Source organism: Clostridium sp. 'deep sea' (genome assembly GCF_014931565.1).
In the GTDB taxonomy this organism is placed as follows: Bacteria; Bacillota; UBA994; order PWPR01; family PWPR01.
In genome coordinates, this window is record NZ_CP063353.1 from 281,389 (window position 1) to 298,452 (window position 17,064).

Annotated in this window: 16 protein-coding genes; 10 read left to right on the top strand and 6 right to left on the bottom strand. The window is 29.9% G+C overall.

The features are described 5' to 3' along the window. Positions 1-389: 389 nt before the first annotated feature. Positions 390-2,207: a translational GTPase TypA gene (gene typA / locus IMX26_RS01330; protein WP_195159928.1), complete on the bottom strand. Its 1,818-nt coding sequence runs from the start codon at positions 2,205-2,207 to the stop codon at positions 390-392. 225 nt (positions 2,208-2,432) lie between these two features. On the opposite strand from typA, the gene IMX26_RS01335 reads away from it, so the two are divergent. Beyond that, positions 2,433-2,813: a metal-dependent transcriptional regulator gene (locus tag IMX26_RS01335; protein ID WP_195159929.1), complete on the top strand. Its 381-nt coding sequence runs from the start codon at positions 2,433-2,435 to the stop codon at positions 2,811-2,813. Between the two features lie 55 nt (positions 2,814-2,868). Next, positions 2,869-3,165 carry a DUF2325 domain-containing protein gene (locus IMX26_RS01340; RefSeq protein ID WP_195159930.1) on the top strand — a complete coding sequence of 99 codons (297 nt, stop codon included), beginning with the start codon at positions 2,869-2,871 and terminating at the stop codon, positions 3,163-3,165. Between the two features lie 345 nt (positions 3,166-3,510). Here the strand turns inward: IMX26_RS01340 and IMX26_RS01345 are convergent, their stop codons facing one another. Further along, on the bottom strand, positions 3,511-4,920 hold the full coding sequence (locus IMX26_RS01345; RefSeq protein WP_347707882.1) for a transposase: 1,410 nt from the start codon (positions 4,918-4,920) through the stop codon (positions 3,511-3,513). After that, on the bottom strand, positions 4,917-5,258 hold the full coding sequence (locus IMX26_RS18245; protein WP_347707883.1) for a transposase: 342 nt from the start codon (positions 5,256-5,258) through the stop codon (positions 4,917-4,919). The genes IMX26_RS01345 and IMX26_RS18245 overlap by 4 nt, the downstream gene beginning before the upstream one ends. Before the next feature lie 349 nt (positions 5,259-5,607). On the opposite strand from IMX26_RS18245, the gene cls reads away from it, so the two are divergent. The 6 genes from cls (at position 5,608) to IMX26_RS01375 (ending at position 11,702) form a co-directional block, all read left to right on the top strand. After that, positions 5,608-7,161, top strand: coding sequence for a cardiolipin synthase (gene cls / locus IMX26_RS01350; protein WP_195159931.1), 1,554 nt, complete (start codon positions 5,608-5,610; stop codon positions 7,159-7,161). A gap of 11 nt (positions 7,162-7,172) precedes the next feature. Continuing rightward, positions 7,173-7,571 (top strand): CoA-binding protein, encoded by a 399-nt coding sequence (locus IMX26_RS01355; RefSeq protein ID WP_195159932.1) that lies wholly within the window; start codon positions 7,173-7,175, stop codon positions 7,569-7,571. A 465-nt stretch (positions 7,572-8,036) separates the two neighbouring features. After that, positions 8,037-8,678: a helix-turn-helix transcriptional regulator gene (locus IMX26_RS01360; protein ID WP_195159933.1), complete on the top strand. Its 642-nt coding sequence runs from the start codon at positions 8,037-8,039 to the stop codon at positions 8,676-8,678. A gap of 107 nt (positions 8,679-8,785) precedes the next feature. Further along, positions 8,786-10,219, top strand: coding sequence for a sensor domain-containing diguanylate cyclase (locus tag IMX26_RS01365; protein WP_195159934.1), 1,434 nt, complete (start codon positions 8,786-8,788; stop codon positions 10,217-10,219). A gap of 143 nt (positions 10,220-10,362) precedes the next feature. After that, complete coding sequence (locus IMX26_RS01370) at positions 10,363-10,704, top strand: metal-sensing transcriptional repressor (protein ID WP_347707885.1); 342 nt, start codon at positions 10,363-10,365, stop codon at positions 10,702-10,704. A 176-nt stretch (positions 10,705-10,880) separates the two neighbouring features. Then, positions 10,881-11,702 (top strand): aminoglycoside phosphotransferase family protein, encoded by an 822-nt coding sequence (locus tag IMX26_RS01375; protein WP_195159935.1) that lies wholly within the window; start codon positions 10,881-10,883, stop codon positions 11,700-11,702. A 107-nt stretch (positions 11,703-11,809) separates the two neighbouring features. Here the strand turns inward: IMX26_RS01375 and IMX26_RS01380 are convergent, their stop codons facing one another. The 3 genes from IMX26_RS01380 to IMX26_RS01390 all read right to left on the bottom strand — a co-directional run bounded on the left by IMX26_RS01380 (position 11,810) and on the right by IMX26_RS01390 (position 14,380). Next, positions 11,810-13,186, bottom strand: coding sequence for a sodium:alanine symporter family protein (locus tag IMX26_RS01380; protein ID WP_195159936.1), 1,377 nt, complete (start codon positions 13,184-13,186; stop codon positions 11,810-11,812). 252 nt (positions 13,187-13,438) lie between these two features. Further along, entirely contained in the window at positions 13,439-13,609 is a 171-nt protein-coding gene (locus tag IMX26_RS01385) for a (2Fe-2S)-binding protein (protein WP_195159937.1), read from the bottom strand. A gap of 69 nt (positions 13,610-13,678) precedes the next feature. After that, positions 13,679-14,380, bottom strand: coding sequence for a DinB family protein (locus IMX26_RS01390; protein WP_195159938.1), 702 nt, complete (start codon positions 14,378-14,380; stop codon positions 13,679-13,681). A 91-nt stretch (positions 14,381-14,471) separates the two neighbouring features. Between IMX26_RS01390 and IMX26_RS01395 the strand changes: the two genes are divergently transcribed. Continuing rightward, entirely contained in the window at positions 14,472-15,659 is a 1,188-nt protein-coding gene (locus IMX26_RS01395; protein ID WP_195159939.1) for a crosslink repair DNA glycosylase YcaQ family protein, read from the top strand. A 136-nt stretch (positions 15,660-15,795) separates the two neighbouring features. Then, positions 15,796-17,001: an aspartate kinase gene (locus IMX26_RS01400; protein WP_195159940.1), complete on the top strand. Its 1,206-nt coding sequence runs from the start codon at positions 15,796-15,798 to the stop codon at positions 16,999-17,001. Positions 17,002-17,064: the final 63 nt, after the last annotated feature.

The following is a 17,064-nucleotide window of genomic DNA, read 5'->3' on the forward strand; positions in this document are numbered from 1 at the left end:
GTAATAATTTTTGCTCTACCTCAAAATATAATAAAATTAATCGCGCCCGTAGTGAATCACCTCTGTGTGATTCATTTGTAGTTTCATAAATAACACCATTATGTAAAATAAACCTATATATAACAATATATTTAAATTAACCTTGTGAATTTTACGTAAAAAATGATATTCTATTATCAAGATGTTGGACATTATCAAGAAGGTTACTTAAAATAGGGGTTCTCATTGCCTCTTTTATGTTGGTAATATTTAATAGACTTTATTTATAAACTAAAAAGAAGGGCATAGATACCCTTCTTTGTTTGTACATACATATAAAAAATGTAGCATTATCTAGCAAAAATACGTATCCTTTGGCAAATCCTTTTAAAGGATACGTAAGCTACTCTCTAGTTCTTACTTTTCTTCGCTTTAACCCTTTTATTTTTATCTAGTATTCTTTTACGTAATCTAATATTTCTAGGTGTCACTTCTACTAGTTCATCTTCGGCAATAAACTCAAGAGCCTGTTCAAGTGACATATCTGCTACAGGGACTAGTCTTACAGCATCATCTGCCCCTGAGGAACGTGTATTTGTTAACTGCTTCTTTTTACACACGTTTACATCCATGTCTTCTGAGCGGGCATTCTCGCCAACTATCATGCCTTCATAAACGTCTGTGCCTGGGGTAATAAATAGTCTGCCACGATCTTGGGCGTTATATAGACCATATCCTACAGCAGTACCTGGGTGAAAAGCTATTAATGAGCCACGTTGGCGTGATGGAATATCTCCTTTATAAGGAGCATAACCGTCAAAAATATGATTCATAATTCCATTACCACGGGTATCAGTTAAAAACTGAGATCTGTAACCAATTAGGCCTCGAGCAGGTATTTTAAACTCAAGCTTCACGGTACTGTTAAGGTTATTTTCTAAATTAATCATTTCACCTTTACGTTTTCCTAATGCCTCTATTACAATACCAGAGAATTGGTTTGGAACTTCTATGGTTACATGTTCCATAGGCTCACAGACCTTGCCATTAATAGTTTTCAAAATTACCTCTGGGCGAGAAACTGAAAACTCAAAACCCTCACGGCGCATAGTTTCAATTAAAATAGATAAATGTAATTCCCCTCTACCAGATACCTTGAATGTATCTGAAGTGGCTCCTTGATTTACACGTAGCGCTACATTAGATAATAACTCACGATTTAATCTGTCTTTAAGATGCCTACTGGTTACATATTCGCCATCTCTATTGGCAAATGGGCTATCATTAACATTAAAGTTCATAGAGATAGTAGGTTCATCAATCTTAATGAACGGTAATGGATCAATTTTATCTAGTGAACAAATTGTTTCACCAATATTTAACTCATCAGTTCCAGCAATTGCAACTATATCTCCTATTTTTGCTTCATCAACCTCAACCTTTTTTAGTCCTTCAAAACTATAAAGTTTGGTAATTCTAAATGTAAAAGGTTCTCTTTCTGTTGAGCATAAAATAACATCTTGATTTTTCTTTATTATACCTCTACTAATTTTACCAATACCCATTTTACCTACATATTTGTCATAGTCTATAGAAGAAAGTAAAAGCTGTAAGCCATCATCTTCTACTCCTTCGGGGGCTGGTACTTGATTAATTATCATATCAAATAGAGGCATAAGATCTTGATTTTTATGGGTTAACTCAAATTTAGCGAATCCATTTTTGGCTGAGGCATAAATCACGGGAAAATCTAATTGATGATCATCAGCACCTAAGTCTAAAAACAACTCAAAAACTTGGTCAACAACCTCTTCACATCTTGCCTCTGGCCTGTCGATTTTGTTTATTACTACAACAGGTTTAATTCCTGATTCTAAAGCTTTTTTTAGTACAAATCTAGTTTGGGGCATCGGTCCCTCAAAGGCATCAACTAACAGTAAAACACCCTCAACCATTCTCATAATTCGTTCAACTTCGCCACCAAAGTCAGCATGACCTGGGGTGTCAATAATGTTTATTTTAATGTCATTATAAGTAACTGACGTATTTTTAGACAGTATTGTAATTCCACGTTCTCTCTCTAAGTCATTAGAATCCATCATACGCTCATTAGTAGTTTCGTTATCTCTAAATGTTCCGCTCTGTTTGAGCATTTCATCTACTAATGTAGTTTTGCCATGATCAACGTGGGCAATAATTGCTATATTTCTTAAATGCTTTTGAATCATAATCTATCTTCCTCCATGCCATTTTGACAACGCACTATTTTACCATACAATTGTGCAATAAACAATTAGTATTGAACAAAAAAAGTTATTACCATAATGTTTGAGTTGTTTTTTAGTAGTTTAACACCTATAAATGTTTAAAATACAATTGACTTATATATCTATTAAAGGTAAAATGTTAGTTAGTACTAACTTATAATTGTTTTTGTGAAAGTGGGTTAAGTAATGAACAAAGTTATCACAGCTTCTATGCAAGATTACCTAGAGGTTATTTTAAATTTAAATGATTATGAAGAGGCTGTAAGAGTGACTGATATAGCTAAAAAATTAGATATTGCCAAAGCCAGTGTAAATCAATCTATTAATAAACTTAAAAAGCTAGGTTTGGTAAAACATGAGGTATATGGCCCTGTAGAACTTACTGAAAAAGGAAGAAAAGTGGCTGAAGATGTAAGAATGAGGCATAATAAGCTTTATAATTTTTTAGTAAATATATTAGGTGTAGATTCCCAAACTGCCGAAAAAGATGCCTGTTTAATGGAACATGTAGTAAGTGAGCAAACTATGATTAGGTTAACTGAGTTTTTAATAAAGACTGAAAAATAAGCAGTTTTTTTACCCAATAAGTTAGGCTTAGCTAACAATGAGAGGGGTTGTGATAGTGAGTATTGTTTTAGTTGGTGGTCATGAACGTATGCACATGGAGTACAAGGATATAGGTAACAAATTAGGACACAAAATAAAAGTCTTTACCAAAATGCCAGCACGGTTTGAAAAAGTAATTGGGAAACCAGATGTAATGGTTTTATTTACTAGCACAGTATCACACAAAATGGTAGCTATAGCTACTAAAGAAGCTAAGAGGAAAAATATACCCATTATTCGTAGCCATAGTAGTAGCGGTACTTCATTAGAAAATGCTCTATTACAACTTAACAGTTTAATGGCGGCAGATTAAATTAATTTATTTAGTCATTACCTAAATTATAACCCACTATTAAGGACTATAGTATTAAAGATTTGATAACGAACAATGGGTTTAAAATAATTACTGACAAGTTTTTAAGTACTATAAATTTCAATTAAAATTATAGCAGTGATAACTAATTGTTTATATTTTAATAATCGGGGGTTGTCGTGAAATAGGAATTTTAGCCCCTAAAAACAAGAAGTAATAAAAACCTGCTAGGTATAACACTAAAGAACAGTGTACATGACCTAGTAGGTTTCTTATTTTATGGTCTAATATTGAATTTTGGGTATAACAAATAAAGGTACAGTGGCTAAAGAGAAGCTTTTTCAATTAAGCAACATTACCTACTGTTTTACCTTCATATTTATGTAATTTACCATTTTGAAAACGATGGTATTTATTAATATTTCTAGAGAAAACATATAATAGAAACTGTTTATACACTTTTTCTGAAGAGCGGTAATTAAAGCGTCTAAATTTCTGATTGCCTTTTATATCTCCAAAGTGACCTTCCGTTTGGATTGAGCGTATTTGTCTATTTAAGATACCTTTCTCACTTTGTATATTAGTATATGAGTTCTTTTTTAAGGTCTCCCATAGTTCATTAACTTTCATAATTTTATTTTTATGAGCATGTTTTTCTTCATTATATTTATATAAACACTGTGGTTTGAGATGACAGCCATTACAATCATCACAGGCATAAACCTCAAAGGTTTTTGTGTATCCATTTTCTTTATGTTTTTCACTATGACTATGTAAAAGCTTGCGGTTATTATGACAAATATAATAAGGTTTTTCACAATCTACTTTTTTCATGTTATAGTGTTTTCCGATATTTTGAAAATAGGCTCTTGTTTTCATCTTCTCATGTTCTTGTAGTTTTATAAAACTTTGTATTTTACGTTCATGTAAGTAAATTAGGTTTTTTTCACTACAATAGCCACTATCTGTAGTTGTCCCATCTGGATAATATCCAAAATGTGTTTTATGTTTATTAAGTAATGGGATAAGGGTATTATAGTCTGTTCGGTCATTACTGATGTAACTATGAATAATAAAGTAATTTTCTACAGCTATCTGAACATTATATGCTGGTTTTAATTGCCCATTTTTCATGTGGTCATCTTTCATTCTCATAAAGGTTGCTTCAATATCTGTTTTAGAGTAGCTATTACGGTCAGTTCCCATAATCTTAAAATGTGTTTTGTATTTTAGTAATTGCTTACTATAGGTTTCTAGTTGCTCATATAGCTTTTGAAGCTCATTTTTTGGTTTACCTTTACCACTTGTGAAGGTAATTCCTTCTCCCTTAGCTATTTTTATAAGATTAGCTTGTAATTTTAATAGCTTGATCGGTGAGGTATTGTCAATTTCTATGATAGTGTTATTTGATCTTTTCTTTTGCCCTTTATTCTTGCGTTTACGATTTTGGGCAATTATTTTTTTTACTTTGTCTATTCCCTGAATACTAAACATAATGGTATCTGCCAATTTGTATTTTTGGTCATAGCCACCATTTTTAATAAAGATGTTATATCTTGTATATAAGTTATCTATGTTATCTAATAGCCCTGCTAAGTGATAGTTAATACTACCTCGCCAAACAAATGTATAACGATTAGCATTTGCCTCTATTTTAGTTCCATCTATATACAATTGCTTTAGAGTAACATAGTTTTCTTTTTGCAATGTTCTTATAAATTGATAATGTAAGTCTTCTAATATTTCAACTGTCAATTTATTATTGAAGAACTGATAAAAAGCATCTCGCTTTGGAGTCTCCCCTTAGTTAGCGATATATATACTATATCTCGTTCACATAATTCTACTATTTTATCTACCGAACTTACTCCTTGCATGTTCGCATACACCATAACTGCATACATCATTATTGGATTATAGCCTTTTCTTCCTCTATTTTTATATCTAGCTAACAGGCTAGTATAGTTTAATTCCTCCAATATTTTTATTAAGGTATAGACTGGGTCATTGGCTGGCAATCCTATTTCTGATAGTTTGAAGTTTATTTTTAGTTGTCCTTTTTTGAAAAATTGATTATAATATTCTTGTTTCATGTGTAGTTACATTATACAATGTAGCGGGAACGAGATGGTCTTTTTTGACCATCTTTTTTCTTTTCATATTAAAATAAGCAACTCTACTCTTTCGAGTATTGTTGCTTTTTAGGATTGTATTTCCCGACAACCCCTTAGTTTATATGTTTTATTTACTAAATAACAGATATTATATTTATCTTGCCATAGGGAAATATATGTAGTAGAAATCTCTGCTTAGTAAAATATAATAGTATTTTAAGGTGTTTTATATTGAAACTTATAGATGTGTTATGATATAAATAAAGTTACCAATAATTTTAGATAAAAAAAAGATAAATATAGAATTATTAGTATAAGGAGTTGCAAAATGAAAAAGGTAACTAGAAAGATATTAATAATATTAGGTACAGCAATTGCGATAGTATTGCTGGTAGCAATATTATTTTCATTATATAATGTAAACTTTTTAGAAACAGATTTATATAGGTCTATTGCTAAGTCGTTTAGTTTTATTTTTTGGTTTAATATAATACTCATCGCTTTATTCATTTTCTTTGAAAACCGCAATCCATCTAGAACTTGGGCCTGGTTATTAGTACTATTTGCTGTACCATGGTTAGGTTTTATATTATACATACTTTTAGGAAGAAATACATTTAAAAGACGTAGAGTAAAACAAAAGCAGAAGAGTGATAAAGAAAGAATGAATTATTTTGTGCAATATCAATCAGATATTTTTAGTGAAGTAGATATATTTCCTAGTGACAAGCTATTAAATAATAAGTTAATTAACTTGTTGCTAAAAAATTCAGAGGCACTCTTTACAGTAAATAATTCCGTAAAAGTATTAACAAATGGTAAAGAAAAATTTCCTGAAATGATAAAAGACCTTGAAAATGCCAAACACCATATTCATTTAGAGTATTTTATCATTAAAAATGACAATATTGGCAATAAAATAAAAGATATTTTAATAAAAAAAGCTCAGGAAGGGCTTGAAGTGAGGTTAATGTATGACTCAGTAGGATGCTGGCATCTTGGTAAGAAGTATGTAAGAGATTTAGAGGATGCTGGTGTAGAAACCTATGCTTTTTTTCCAGTATTGCTTCCTATCCTTTCAGAAGAGCTTAATTACCGTAATCATCGAAAAATATTGGTAATTGACGGTAGCATAGGATACGTAGGTGGTCTAAACATTGGAGATGAGTACCTTGGAAAAAAGCGCCTAGGATTTTGGAGAGATACCCATCTTAAAATACAAGGAGAAGCTGTTCAAGGTCTACAGCGCATATTTTTAAATGATTGGGCCTTTGTTTCTAAAGAAAACATTAGTGAAACAAAGCAGTATTTGCCTATAAATAAAGAGTATGGCAGTAGTATGATTCAAATAACATCTTCAGGACCTGATTCTGATTGGTTTGCTATTCATCAGGCATATTTCACTATGATTAATTGTGCAAAAAAAAGTATATGGATAACAACCCCTTATTTTGTTCCAGATGATGGTATAATGATGGGTTTAAAAACAGCAGCGCTAAGTGGTATTGATGTGCGAATTATTATCCCAAATAAACCAGATCACTTTTTTGTTTACTGGGCTACCCAAGATAATATAGAAGAGTTATTAGAGGCTGGAGTGAAGGTTTATCAATATCACAATGGTTTTGTTCATTCAAAACTTATTATAGTAGATGGTAATTGTGCTTCTGTAGGTACAGCTAATTTTGATGTAAGATCATTTCAAATTAATTTTGAAGTAAATGCATTTTTATATGATGTAGAGGTTATAAAAATACTAGAGAAGGACTTTAACAAAGACATTAATCATAGCCAAGAAATAGAATTGGAAACATTTAGAACACGAAAATGGTATCGTAAATTTTTAGAAGCCACTGCAAGATTAGTATCACCATTACAATAAGGAGAAAGTATATGGAAAATTTACTCGAAGTAATGTTACAACATAAAGAATGGGCTGTTATAGGGGCATCTGACAAAAAGGATAGATATGGTTATAAGATATTTAAAAAACTTCAACAGCATAATTATGAAGTATATGCTATTAATCCTGGCTGTGAAGAAATTGAATCAATAAAGTGTTATAAAGGATTAAAAGAATTACCAAAGGTAGTTAAATGCGTAAATATGGTAGTTAATCCTAAAATATCTATGAAAGTGTTAGATACAATTAATGAGTTAAAAATAAAAAATGTTTGGTTTCAACCTGGTAGCTTTAATAAAGATGTTATTAATAAAGCTAATGAGCTAAAACTTAATATAATAAACGAGCATTGTATTTTAGTAGAGTTAAGAAAAAAAGAAAATAATTAAAAAATAAAATGTTTTAGATGTAGCAGTATGATTTCTGTAGGAAAAGAAAGCAAGTGTGTAAACTTTGTTTTGTATGTGATTTTAGCTATCATGAGAAGTGCTCATTGCTAACATAAACACTAAAAACAAAACTATTAACCTTTAAGATTATATTTAAAGGTTGATAGTTTGTTTATTATTCATAAAAGTAGTTTGTTAAGAATTTATAAGACCTGCATTGTGGGAACGTAATCTGTTATATATATTTTTTTGTAGGTTTAAACCATAAAACTATGATTTATTACTAAAAAAATTAGTTCGATAAGTTTTAAAAGCATTGTATTTAGAATGATTTACAGCTAGAAATTTGGTGTTGATAGAGATTGTAGTTACAACAAAATAAACCTTAGGTTTATTTTTTAAACATGGCCGTCATTGTATTTTATTGCACTTTAATATACCATTAAACCAAGGTGGTGTTGCAAAATGGACCAATACAGTGTTGGACGATTTATTGCTAAATTAAGAAAAGAGAAAAACTTAACACAAAGAGATTTAGCAGAGAAATTAGGCATAACTAATCAGGCAGTTTCTAAATGGGAGCGTGGAGAAAATTTACCTGATATTTCAATTTTAATGGAATTAGCTAAAATTTTTAATGTAACGGTAGATGAATTGCTAAAAGGAAATAGAGGAAGTGAAATGGCTAACTCTGTGTTTGAAAAAAACAAAGATAGCAATAAAGAACCAATAAGTAATTTTAAAAGTTTTAAAAAAAGCAGTGAAATAGAAAATAACCATAAATTATGGATAGCAGTAGCTATTGCATTATTTGTTATTTCACCTATAAGCTTTTTTTTATTCAATAGTTCAATAGCTAAATTTTCATTATTCTTTACAATTATCGGAATTGCAACAGGTATTATTATCTATAAATCTCCAGCTGAACATAGTAATTGTGAAGATGACCCAAAATTACAAACCTTAACTTCTATAATTTATAGTAGTGCTACTATAATATTTTTTGTAATTGGATATTTGTTTAAAACCTATAGAACAGCATGGTTAGTATTTTTGCTTGCCACTTTATTAGTACAAATCATAAAATATAGATATAGTAAAAACTAGGTAATAGTTATAATTTTTATCCAACTGAATAGTATTGTTGTGTTAATGTAATACAAAAAGTATAATAGTCTTGGTATATTATAATAAAGATTGAAATGGTGAAGAAATTGAAGAAAAATAATGCTAAGTTATTATTATCTTTTTGTATTATTATATTTATGGGATCATTTGTTATAGGTGTGGTTGATTATAAAATATATAGCAATGTAATAAATCAAGATATAGAGAATATAACTAAATTAACATCCTCAAATATAAGTGATCAAATATCAACAGAGCTTATTAAACCCTTGTTTGTTTCTTTAACAATGGCAAACGATGAGTTTTTAAAAGACTGGATTCAAATTGATAACGAAGTTAATACGAAGAAAATAGCAAGTTATTTAAAAGGTATAAGAAAAAAATATAATTACTCATCTGTATTCTATGTTTCCAATATTACTAACAAATATTATAACCATAAAGGTGTACATAAGATAATATCTTTAGAAGATAAACATGATGTTTGGTATTATGATTTTGTGAAAAAAGATATACAGTATGCTTTAGATGTAGATAATGATCAAGCAAGTAAAAATGATTTAACTGTATTTGTAAACTGTAAAATTGTTGGAGACAATGGAGAATTATTAGGGGTTACTGGTGTCGGATTGAAAATGACTCAGCTTAGCTCAATGTTTAAGCATTACAAAAAATCACTTAACGTAGAGGCTTTTTTGGTTGATGCAAATGGATTAATACAGGTGCATACTAACTTAAGCAAAATTGAAAAAGAGAATATTTTTAAACACTATAATTTGCAAAATTTAAAAACTAGAATAATTAATAAGAAGACTTCATTACAAGCATTTAAACCTACGCAAACTAAGTTAAATAGCTTTGTTATCACAAGGTATATAGAAGAATTAGATTGGTACTTAATAAATATTAAGGATACGTCTGAACTGGTTAGTGCTTTACATACCCAAGTTTTTATTCAAATTTTTTTAACGGTTTTAGTTTTTATCGCAGTTATAACTATTAATATAAAACTCGTCAATAAATCTCAAAAAGAGTTAACCCATCTAGCAACAACAGATATGTTAACTAGTCTGTATAATAGAAGAAGTTTTGATTATAAGTTACATCAGACTATCAAGAATGCTAGGTTAAATGATATACCATGTTCTTTAGTTTTGTTTGATATAGATAATTTTAAAGAAATAAACGATAGTTACAGCCATTTAGTGGGAGATGAGTTACTTAAAGCTATTGCAAATTATACTATGGATACATTTAAAGAAGAGGCAATTATTGCTCGATGGGGTGGAGATGAGTTTGCAATAATATTTGAAAGAACTTTAAGTGATGTAATAGTGAAAATGAATAAGTTTAGAAAGAATTGTAAAAAAATAGAGAGTATAGCTAATTACAATATAACTATTAGTGTAGGTATATCTGAATATTTAAGCGGTGATACAGCTATTACTATGTTAAGTAGAGCAGATAAAGCTTTATTACAATCTAAAAAAAATGGTAAAAATCAAATAAAATATTTATAGTAGTTAAACTGAGTATACTTGTAGCTTAATTATAATGCGGATATAAGTATTTGCATTCAGTAAGTTTTCGCTGTAAAATTAATGAGACGAAGAATTGGTAACTATTTAGCTTAATAGTCTTAATATCACTAAAATTTTGGTACATGAAGAATAAAGTATTTGAGGTAGATGTTATGGAAAACAAAAAAGATTGTGATTTTATTATAGAGAATTCTCAAGTCAATAATCACCCTAGTAGAAAGCAAGTAATTAACAGATTCTCACGCTTAATTGGCCATACAGAGGCGGTAAAGAGAATGTACATTGAAGGTGCTAGTTGCAGTGACATTTTAATTCAGATTGCTGCAATAAAATCTGCTATGAATAATGTTGGCAAAATAATTTTAAAAGATCATATTAATCATTGTATTGTAGAGGCTGTTAATAATAAAGATACAAAATCTCTAGAGAGTTTAAATAATGCAATTGATAAGTTTGTGAAATAATATTTTTTTAATACTAAAAGAATTAATTATATAAATAAGTTGCTTAGCACAATATTTATTTTGCTAAGCAACTTTTTTATGTATATATGACTTTAACAATAATTTAACTTAATTTTAATATTATGTTGTTATAATGAATCAAAAGTATTAAATGGTTTAAAGGAGAGTATTAAACAATGAATCATAAACTTTTAGGGGAATTAGTTGGAAAAGGTAGATGCGCAGAGGTATATAACTATGGATTAGGTAGAGTCATTAAACTGTTTAATAACGATTTTGATATTAAATATATTGAACAGGAATTTTCAATAAACAAAATAATCAATGATTTAAATATTTCTGCACCTAAAGCTTATTCAATAGAGTCAGTAAATCAAAGAATGGGTATTGTTTATGACAAAGTTGATGGCACAACACTTACTTCAACAATATTTGATAATAGTAAATCAATACACAACTACGGTGAGTTAATGGCAAAACTACACTTAAGCATACATAGCTGTAAGGCTGCAAGCCTGCCTGATGGTTTGAGTAGGTTTAAAAATAAGATTCTAAGACAACAATTATTGAGCGATTATGTTAAAAATGAATTAATAGAGGTTGCAAATACACTACCTAATGAAGATACCTTATGCCATAGCGATTTTCACTTTGACAATATTATGAGAAACAATGAAGAGTTAATAGTAATCGACTGGTTAGGGGCTTATAAAGGATATCCTTTATTAGATGTAGCACGCTCTTATTTAATGTTGTTATCTCCATCTATACCAAGCTATCTTAATAAACCTGTAAACATTGTTAATAAAATACAAAAAGAAATAGCAGAAACGTATTATAATTACTATATAAATAATGGTAGTTATAGTATAAATGAGACTGAAATTGTGAATGTTTTTAGAATAGTAGCTGTAGAAAGGTTGTATGATAATATACCTTTTGAAAGAGACTGGTTATTAGAAATAATAAAAGATAAAAAAATACCTACTATAAGTTAGTAAAAAATGACCTTAGCAGTATTTAAGGTCATTTCTTATCTAAATGATTGTATTGATTAGCACTAAGCAACTAAATTAAGTTTTTGATTATAATTATAATAATAATATTACTTAAAGAACCTTTTCTTTTTATCAAATTTATAGGTCATTTTAAATATTATTGGACTTAGTGCCAGCAGCCCTATTAAATTAGGTATTGCCATTAGTCCATTAAAAGTATCTGCAATGTTCCACACTAAATCTAGTGACAACCATGATCCTGACCAGCATAATATTATGAAAACTATCTTATAAAGCCAAATTATTTTTACTCCAGCTATAAATTCTAAACACTTTGATCCATAATAATACCAACCTAAAATAGTAGAAAAGGCAAAAAATACTAAACCAACCGACACCATAATAGATCCATAACCTGGTATTGCAGTACTAAAGGCTCTGGTAGTTAAAGCTGCTCCTGTTAGGTTATCAGCAATAAACATCTTACCACTAGCGTCAAAAGTTATTAATCCAGATACTAAAATCACTAAAGCAGTCATTGTACAGATTAATAAGGTATCTATAAACGAGCCTAATGTGCCAATAATCCCCTGTTTTACAGGGTTATTGATTTTTGAAGCTGCATGAACTATTGCAGCACTACCTAAACCTGCTTCATTAGAGAATACTCCTCTTGCTACCCCATAACGAACTACAGTTCCAATAAAACCACCAGAAACTGCTCTTGCAGAAAAGGCATTGCAGAAAATCATATTAAAAGCCTCAGGAATTAAACTAAATCGTAAAAAAAGCACATATAATGATGCTGAAATATATAAAATAGCCATAGTAGGTACAATTTTATCTGTGACATTAGCAATACTCTTAATTCCACCTAGAATTACTAAAGCTGTTATTAGTGCTACTACTATACCTGTAATATAGGGGCTTATGCCGAAAGAGGTATTTAATGACTCAGCTACAGAGTTTGATTGAACCATGCTACCTATTCCAAATGAAGCTAAAAACCCAAATAAGGCAAATAGCCAACCTAACCAACCAAAATGTAATCTATAAACATCCTTAAAACCGTATTTTATATAATACATAGGTCCACCAGATTTTTCACCTTTTTCGTTTGTTATACGATACTTAATAGCTAAAAGTGCTTCGCTAAACTTAGTTGCACCACCAAAAGCTGCAGTTACCCACATCCAAAAAACTGCTCCAGGACCACCTGAGGCAATTGCAGTAGAAACACCAGCAATATTTCCTGTACCAATGGTTGCTGCTAAAGAGGTCATCAAAGCTTGAAATGCAGTGATATCTCCATTATTATTATTACTCTTCATAAATAATAATTTAAAAGCATATCGTAACTTTCTAAACTGAACTAGTCTTGTACCAATAGATAAAACAATGCCTGTTCCTACTAACAGGACAATCATAAATCCGCCCCAAGCGAAGTCGTTTATAGATTCTATTATTAATTTAAGTTGCTCCATCTGTAGCCCTCGTTTTAAACATTAGTTTGGGTTTCTTTTGTATATTTTTTAGATGTAAGGTGTTTAGTAATGTATACTTTAAAAATATGGAAATAGAGTAACTAAGATACCTATAGTTATTAAAATAATAAACGTATTAATTTAAATAGCAAGATGACTCCTGTTGGTACAGGAATCATCTATATAATAGTTAAATATTTTTGTTAGAGTTTTGGGTTCACTGCAATAAATGCTCTTTTTTCTAGAAAATATTTATTTTGATTTCAGACTATTGATTATATTCTGTATTTCATCTCTGCATGCTCCACAACCAGTTCCCGCATTTGTTACTTCTCCAACTTCATCAACTGTGCTAGCTCCATTGTTTATAGCCTCAATAATTTGGTTTTTTGTAACGTCAAAACATGCACATATAACTTCCATAATATATCTCCTTTAGTTTATTATTAGTATGATATACCAATGGCTAGGTACTTATACTTAAAACAAATATTAAAGTTTTTTGGCTATGTATTTATTGCATTTTGTTAATAGATGCATGCTGGCATTAATATGTAGTACATGATGTCGAGTAACTGGCATTAGTAGAATACCAGCAACGTTCTTTTTGCCCCAAAAATCAATTAGCCAAATGGCCTTTTCATGACTTAATACTGCTCCTTCAGATATAATTCTATTCTTTTGGTCCTCGGTAAAGGTTTGTTTTAAATCTTCTTGTTTTAATTTTTTTATAGTATTTTGGGTAACTTTTGCTACCTCTAATCTATAGTTTAAAAGTTGTTCAATATTTAACTCTTGACTCAATTTTAGTATTTGTTCACTTGTCATAGAATTGCCAGTATCTGCAAACTGAGTACCTAGCTTTTTGCTCCAGTTATCACTATTTATAACTTGTTTACTATTATTAATCAGTATATTTACTGTTATATCTTCAATTCTAGTGCAATGCCAAATGTGAAAAACAATTGTTCTTTTATCTTTGTCTTGTAGATTTCTAAAACAATCTTGATTAATATTTTCAATAACTAAATCAAATAAGGTAGTAGTTTCTTTATTTTTAAGTAACGATGAGTGTACAAGGCTGTGCTGTGTTAAACAGAGTTCTTGTGCCTCTAAAAATGTACTTTTCTTTTTTAACAAGGGTCTTAACTTACGCTGATTATCATTAAAATTTTGTTTTAACTCTTTATACAAAAAATTACCTCCTAGCAAACATACATTTGGTTTTATGGTATAATTATATTACTTAAATAAGCTAATCTCAAGCTATTAGGAGAATAATCATATGAAAATAAGTAAAAAAGAAGCTCTTAAGTATTTGTTATGGTATCAAAATTTAGCTAAGCCGAGGTCACTAAAATATAAGCAAGATATTATGAGCTTTATAAAAAAGGTAGGTTGTATTCAATATGATCCTTTAAACACAGTAGGGTATAATCCGAATTTAGTCTTGCAATCACGAGTAAAAAACTATCACCCTCAAATGCTCTATAATTTACTTTATGAAGATAAGTTATTAGTAGATGGTTGGGATAAATGCATGTCTATTTACAGTAGAGATGAGTGGGCTTACTTTAGTAGAGTAAGAGAAATGTCGTATGTTAATAGAACTAAGTACAATAATTCACAAGTTAAAAATGCTGTAGACCAAGTTAAACAAGTTATAAAAGACAAGGGCCCTATTTGCTCAATAGACTTAGATATTAGCGACAAAGTAAAGTGGTTTTGGGGAAGTGCTAAACTTGCCAGAGCTGTATTAGAGTACTTATTTGTTAGAGGAGAGATTGTTGTTCATCATAAGGTTGGTACCAGAAAGTATTATGATTTGGCTGAAAATGTAATAGCTAAAGAGCATCTAGTAACTCATGTTTATGAGAGTGATGAGCAGTATTTTGAGTGGTACGTATTGAGGAGGCTTAAGTCTATAGGTTTATTATGGAACAGAGCAAGTGATGCTTGGCTTGGTATTCACAACTTAAAAAGTGGCATTAGAAATAAAGCCTTTAACTCACTTAAACAGCAAATTATACTCACAGAAGTTGAGGTTGAGTCTATTAAGTACAATTTTTATTTACCCACAGAATATTACAATATTTTCAATAATATAATTAGTAGTTTTCCAAAGCAAAAAAAAGTATCTTTTATTGCACCCTTAGATAACTTAATGTGGGATAGAAAGCTAATTAATGAACTGTTTAATTTTGAATATACATGGGAGGTTTATACACCAGCAGCTAAAAGGAAGTACGGATATTATGTGTTACCTGTATTATATGGAGATAAGTTTGTTGCCAGATTCGAACCAAGATTTAATAAAAAAAGCAAACAGCTTGTGATTTTAAACTGGTGGTGGCAAAAAAATGTGCGCTTATCAAAGACTTTAAAAGAGGCAATAGAGCAGGCTCTAGATGACTTTTGCAAGTATTTAGGAGCTGTTGAACTTATTGGTAGAGGTTTAATCTTTAAATTATAATAAAGTATTGACTATAGTATTCATTTTTGTACTAAAGAGTGGTAGAATGTTTAGAAATAATTTTATTGTGAAGAAAAGGGATAAGGGCAAACTAATATAGAATTATTATAAACTATCTATAATGTAGGTGATATAAATGAATGTAGTTGTTCAAAAATATGGTGGCACATCAGTGGGCACAACAGAAAAAATAAAGAATATAGCCCATAAAATTGTTGCTCAAAAACAGTTAGGTAAAAAGGTAGTTGTAGTAGTTTCAGCCATGGGTAAAACAACCAACTCTTTAATAAACTTAGCAAAGGAAATTTCTAAAAATCCAGATAAAAGAGATATGGATATGTTAATGTCTGCTGGAGAACAGATATCTATAGCACTTTTAGCTATAGCTTTAAAAGAGCTGGGTCATGATTCAGTTTCACTTACTGGATTTCAAGCTGGAATAATGACTGAGGGCTCTCATATGAAATCTCGTATACTAGATATAAAAATAGAAAATATAAAAAAACATTTAGATAATGATAAAATTGTAGTAGTGGCTGGATTTCAGGGTATAAATGAAACAGGAAGTATTACAACCTTAGGTAGAGGTGGATCGGATACCTCTGCAGTAGCTTTAGCTGCCAAATTGGGTTGTGTATGTGAGATATATACTGATGTAGATGGTATATATACTGTTGACCCTCGACTACATGCTAATGCCAAAAAACTTGATTATATTAGCTACGAAGAGATGTTAGAAATGGCAAGCTTAGGTGCTGGTGTAATGCATACTAGATCAGTAGAGATTGGTCAAAAATATAAAATACCAATTTATGTTGCAAATAGTAGTAATGATAAATTAGGTACGTATATAAAGGAGTTTGATAAAACAATGGAGAGTAAAGCGATTACAGGTCTTTCAGTGAGTGACAATGATATGATGGTTACCATTAACAAAGTAAAATTTGATGTTTCTAATGTCTCTCATTTATTTGAGGTTTTAGCTAACAATGAAGTAAATGTTGATATGATAAGCCAAACTGCTCCATTAAAAGGATATATTAATATATCTTTTACAGCTCCTAAGTCAGATAAAGAAACTATAGTGGCTATTTTAAATGATTTCAAAAAATCATTGCCCGAAGTAGAGATTGAAATTGAAGAAGATATAAGTAAGTTATCTGTAGTTGGCATTGGCATGAGGAGTCAGGCTGGTGTTGCTGCCAAAATGTTTAAGGTTTTTTCAGATAACAATATTATGTTTAAACAGGTTACAACATCTGAAATAAGAATTTCATTTACTATCAATACTGTAGATAAAGAGAAGGCAGTGAAAACAGTAGCAAAAGAATTTGAATTATAATAAAATATGCTATATTAATTAAAGACTATAGAACAGAGCTGTCAACTACATTTAGTATGACAG

Bases quoted from the DNA above. Each gene is read 5' to 3' on its own strand.
- IMX26_RS01355 (WP_195159932.1), top strand. From the start codon at position 7,173: ATGGAAAATTTACTCGAAGTAATGTTACAACATAAAGAATGGGCTGTT.
- IMX26_RS01370 (WP_347707885.1), top strand. From the start codon at position 10,363: ATGAAGAATAAAGTATTTGAGGTAGATGTTATGGAAAACAAAAAAGAT.
- IMX26_RS01395 (WP_195159939.1), top strand. From the start codon at position 14,472: ATGAAAATAAGTAAAAAAGAAGCTCTTAAGTATTTGTTATGGTATCAA.
- IMX26_RS01400 (WP_195159940.1), top strand. From the start codon at position 15,796: ATGAATGTAGTTGTTCAAAAATATGGTGGCACATCAGTGGGCACAACA.
- IMX26_RS01360 (WP_195159933.1), top strand. From the start codon at position 8,037: ATGGACCAATACAGTGTTGGACGATTTATTGCTAAATTAAGAAAAGAG.
- IMX26_RS01335 (WP_195159929.1), top strand. From the start codon at position 2,433: ATGAACAAAGTTATCACAGCTTCTATGCAAGATTACCTAGAGGTTATT.
- typA (WP_195159928.1), bottom strand. From the start codon at position 2,207: ATGATTCAAAAGCATTTAAGAAATATAGCAATTATTGCCCACGTTGAT.
- IMX26_RS01380 (WP_195159936.1), bottom strand. From the start codon at position 13,186: ATGGAGCAACTTAAATTAATAATAGAATCTATAAACGACTTCGCTTGG.
- cls (WP_195159931.1), top strand. From the start codon at position 5,608: ATGAAAAAGGTAACTAGAAAGATATTAATAATATTAGGTACAGCAATT.
- IMX26_RS18245 (WP_347707883.1), bottom strand. From the start codon at position 5,258: ATGAAACAAGAATATTATAATCAATTTTTCAAAAAAGGACAACTAAAA.
- IMX26_RS01385 (WP_195159937.1), bottom strand. From the start codon at position 13,609: ATGGAAGTTATATGTGCATGTTTTGACGTTACAAAAAACCAAATTATT.
- IMX26_RS01375 (WP_195159935.1), top strand. From the start codon at position 10,881: ATGAATCATAAACTTTTAGGGGAATTAGTTGGAAAAGGTAGATGCGCA.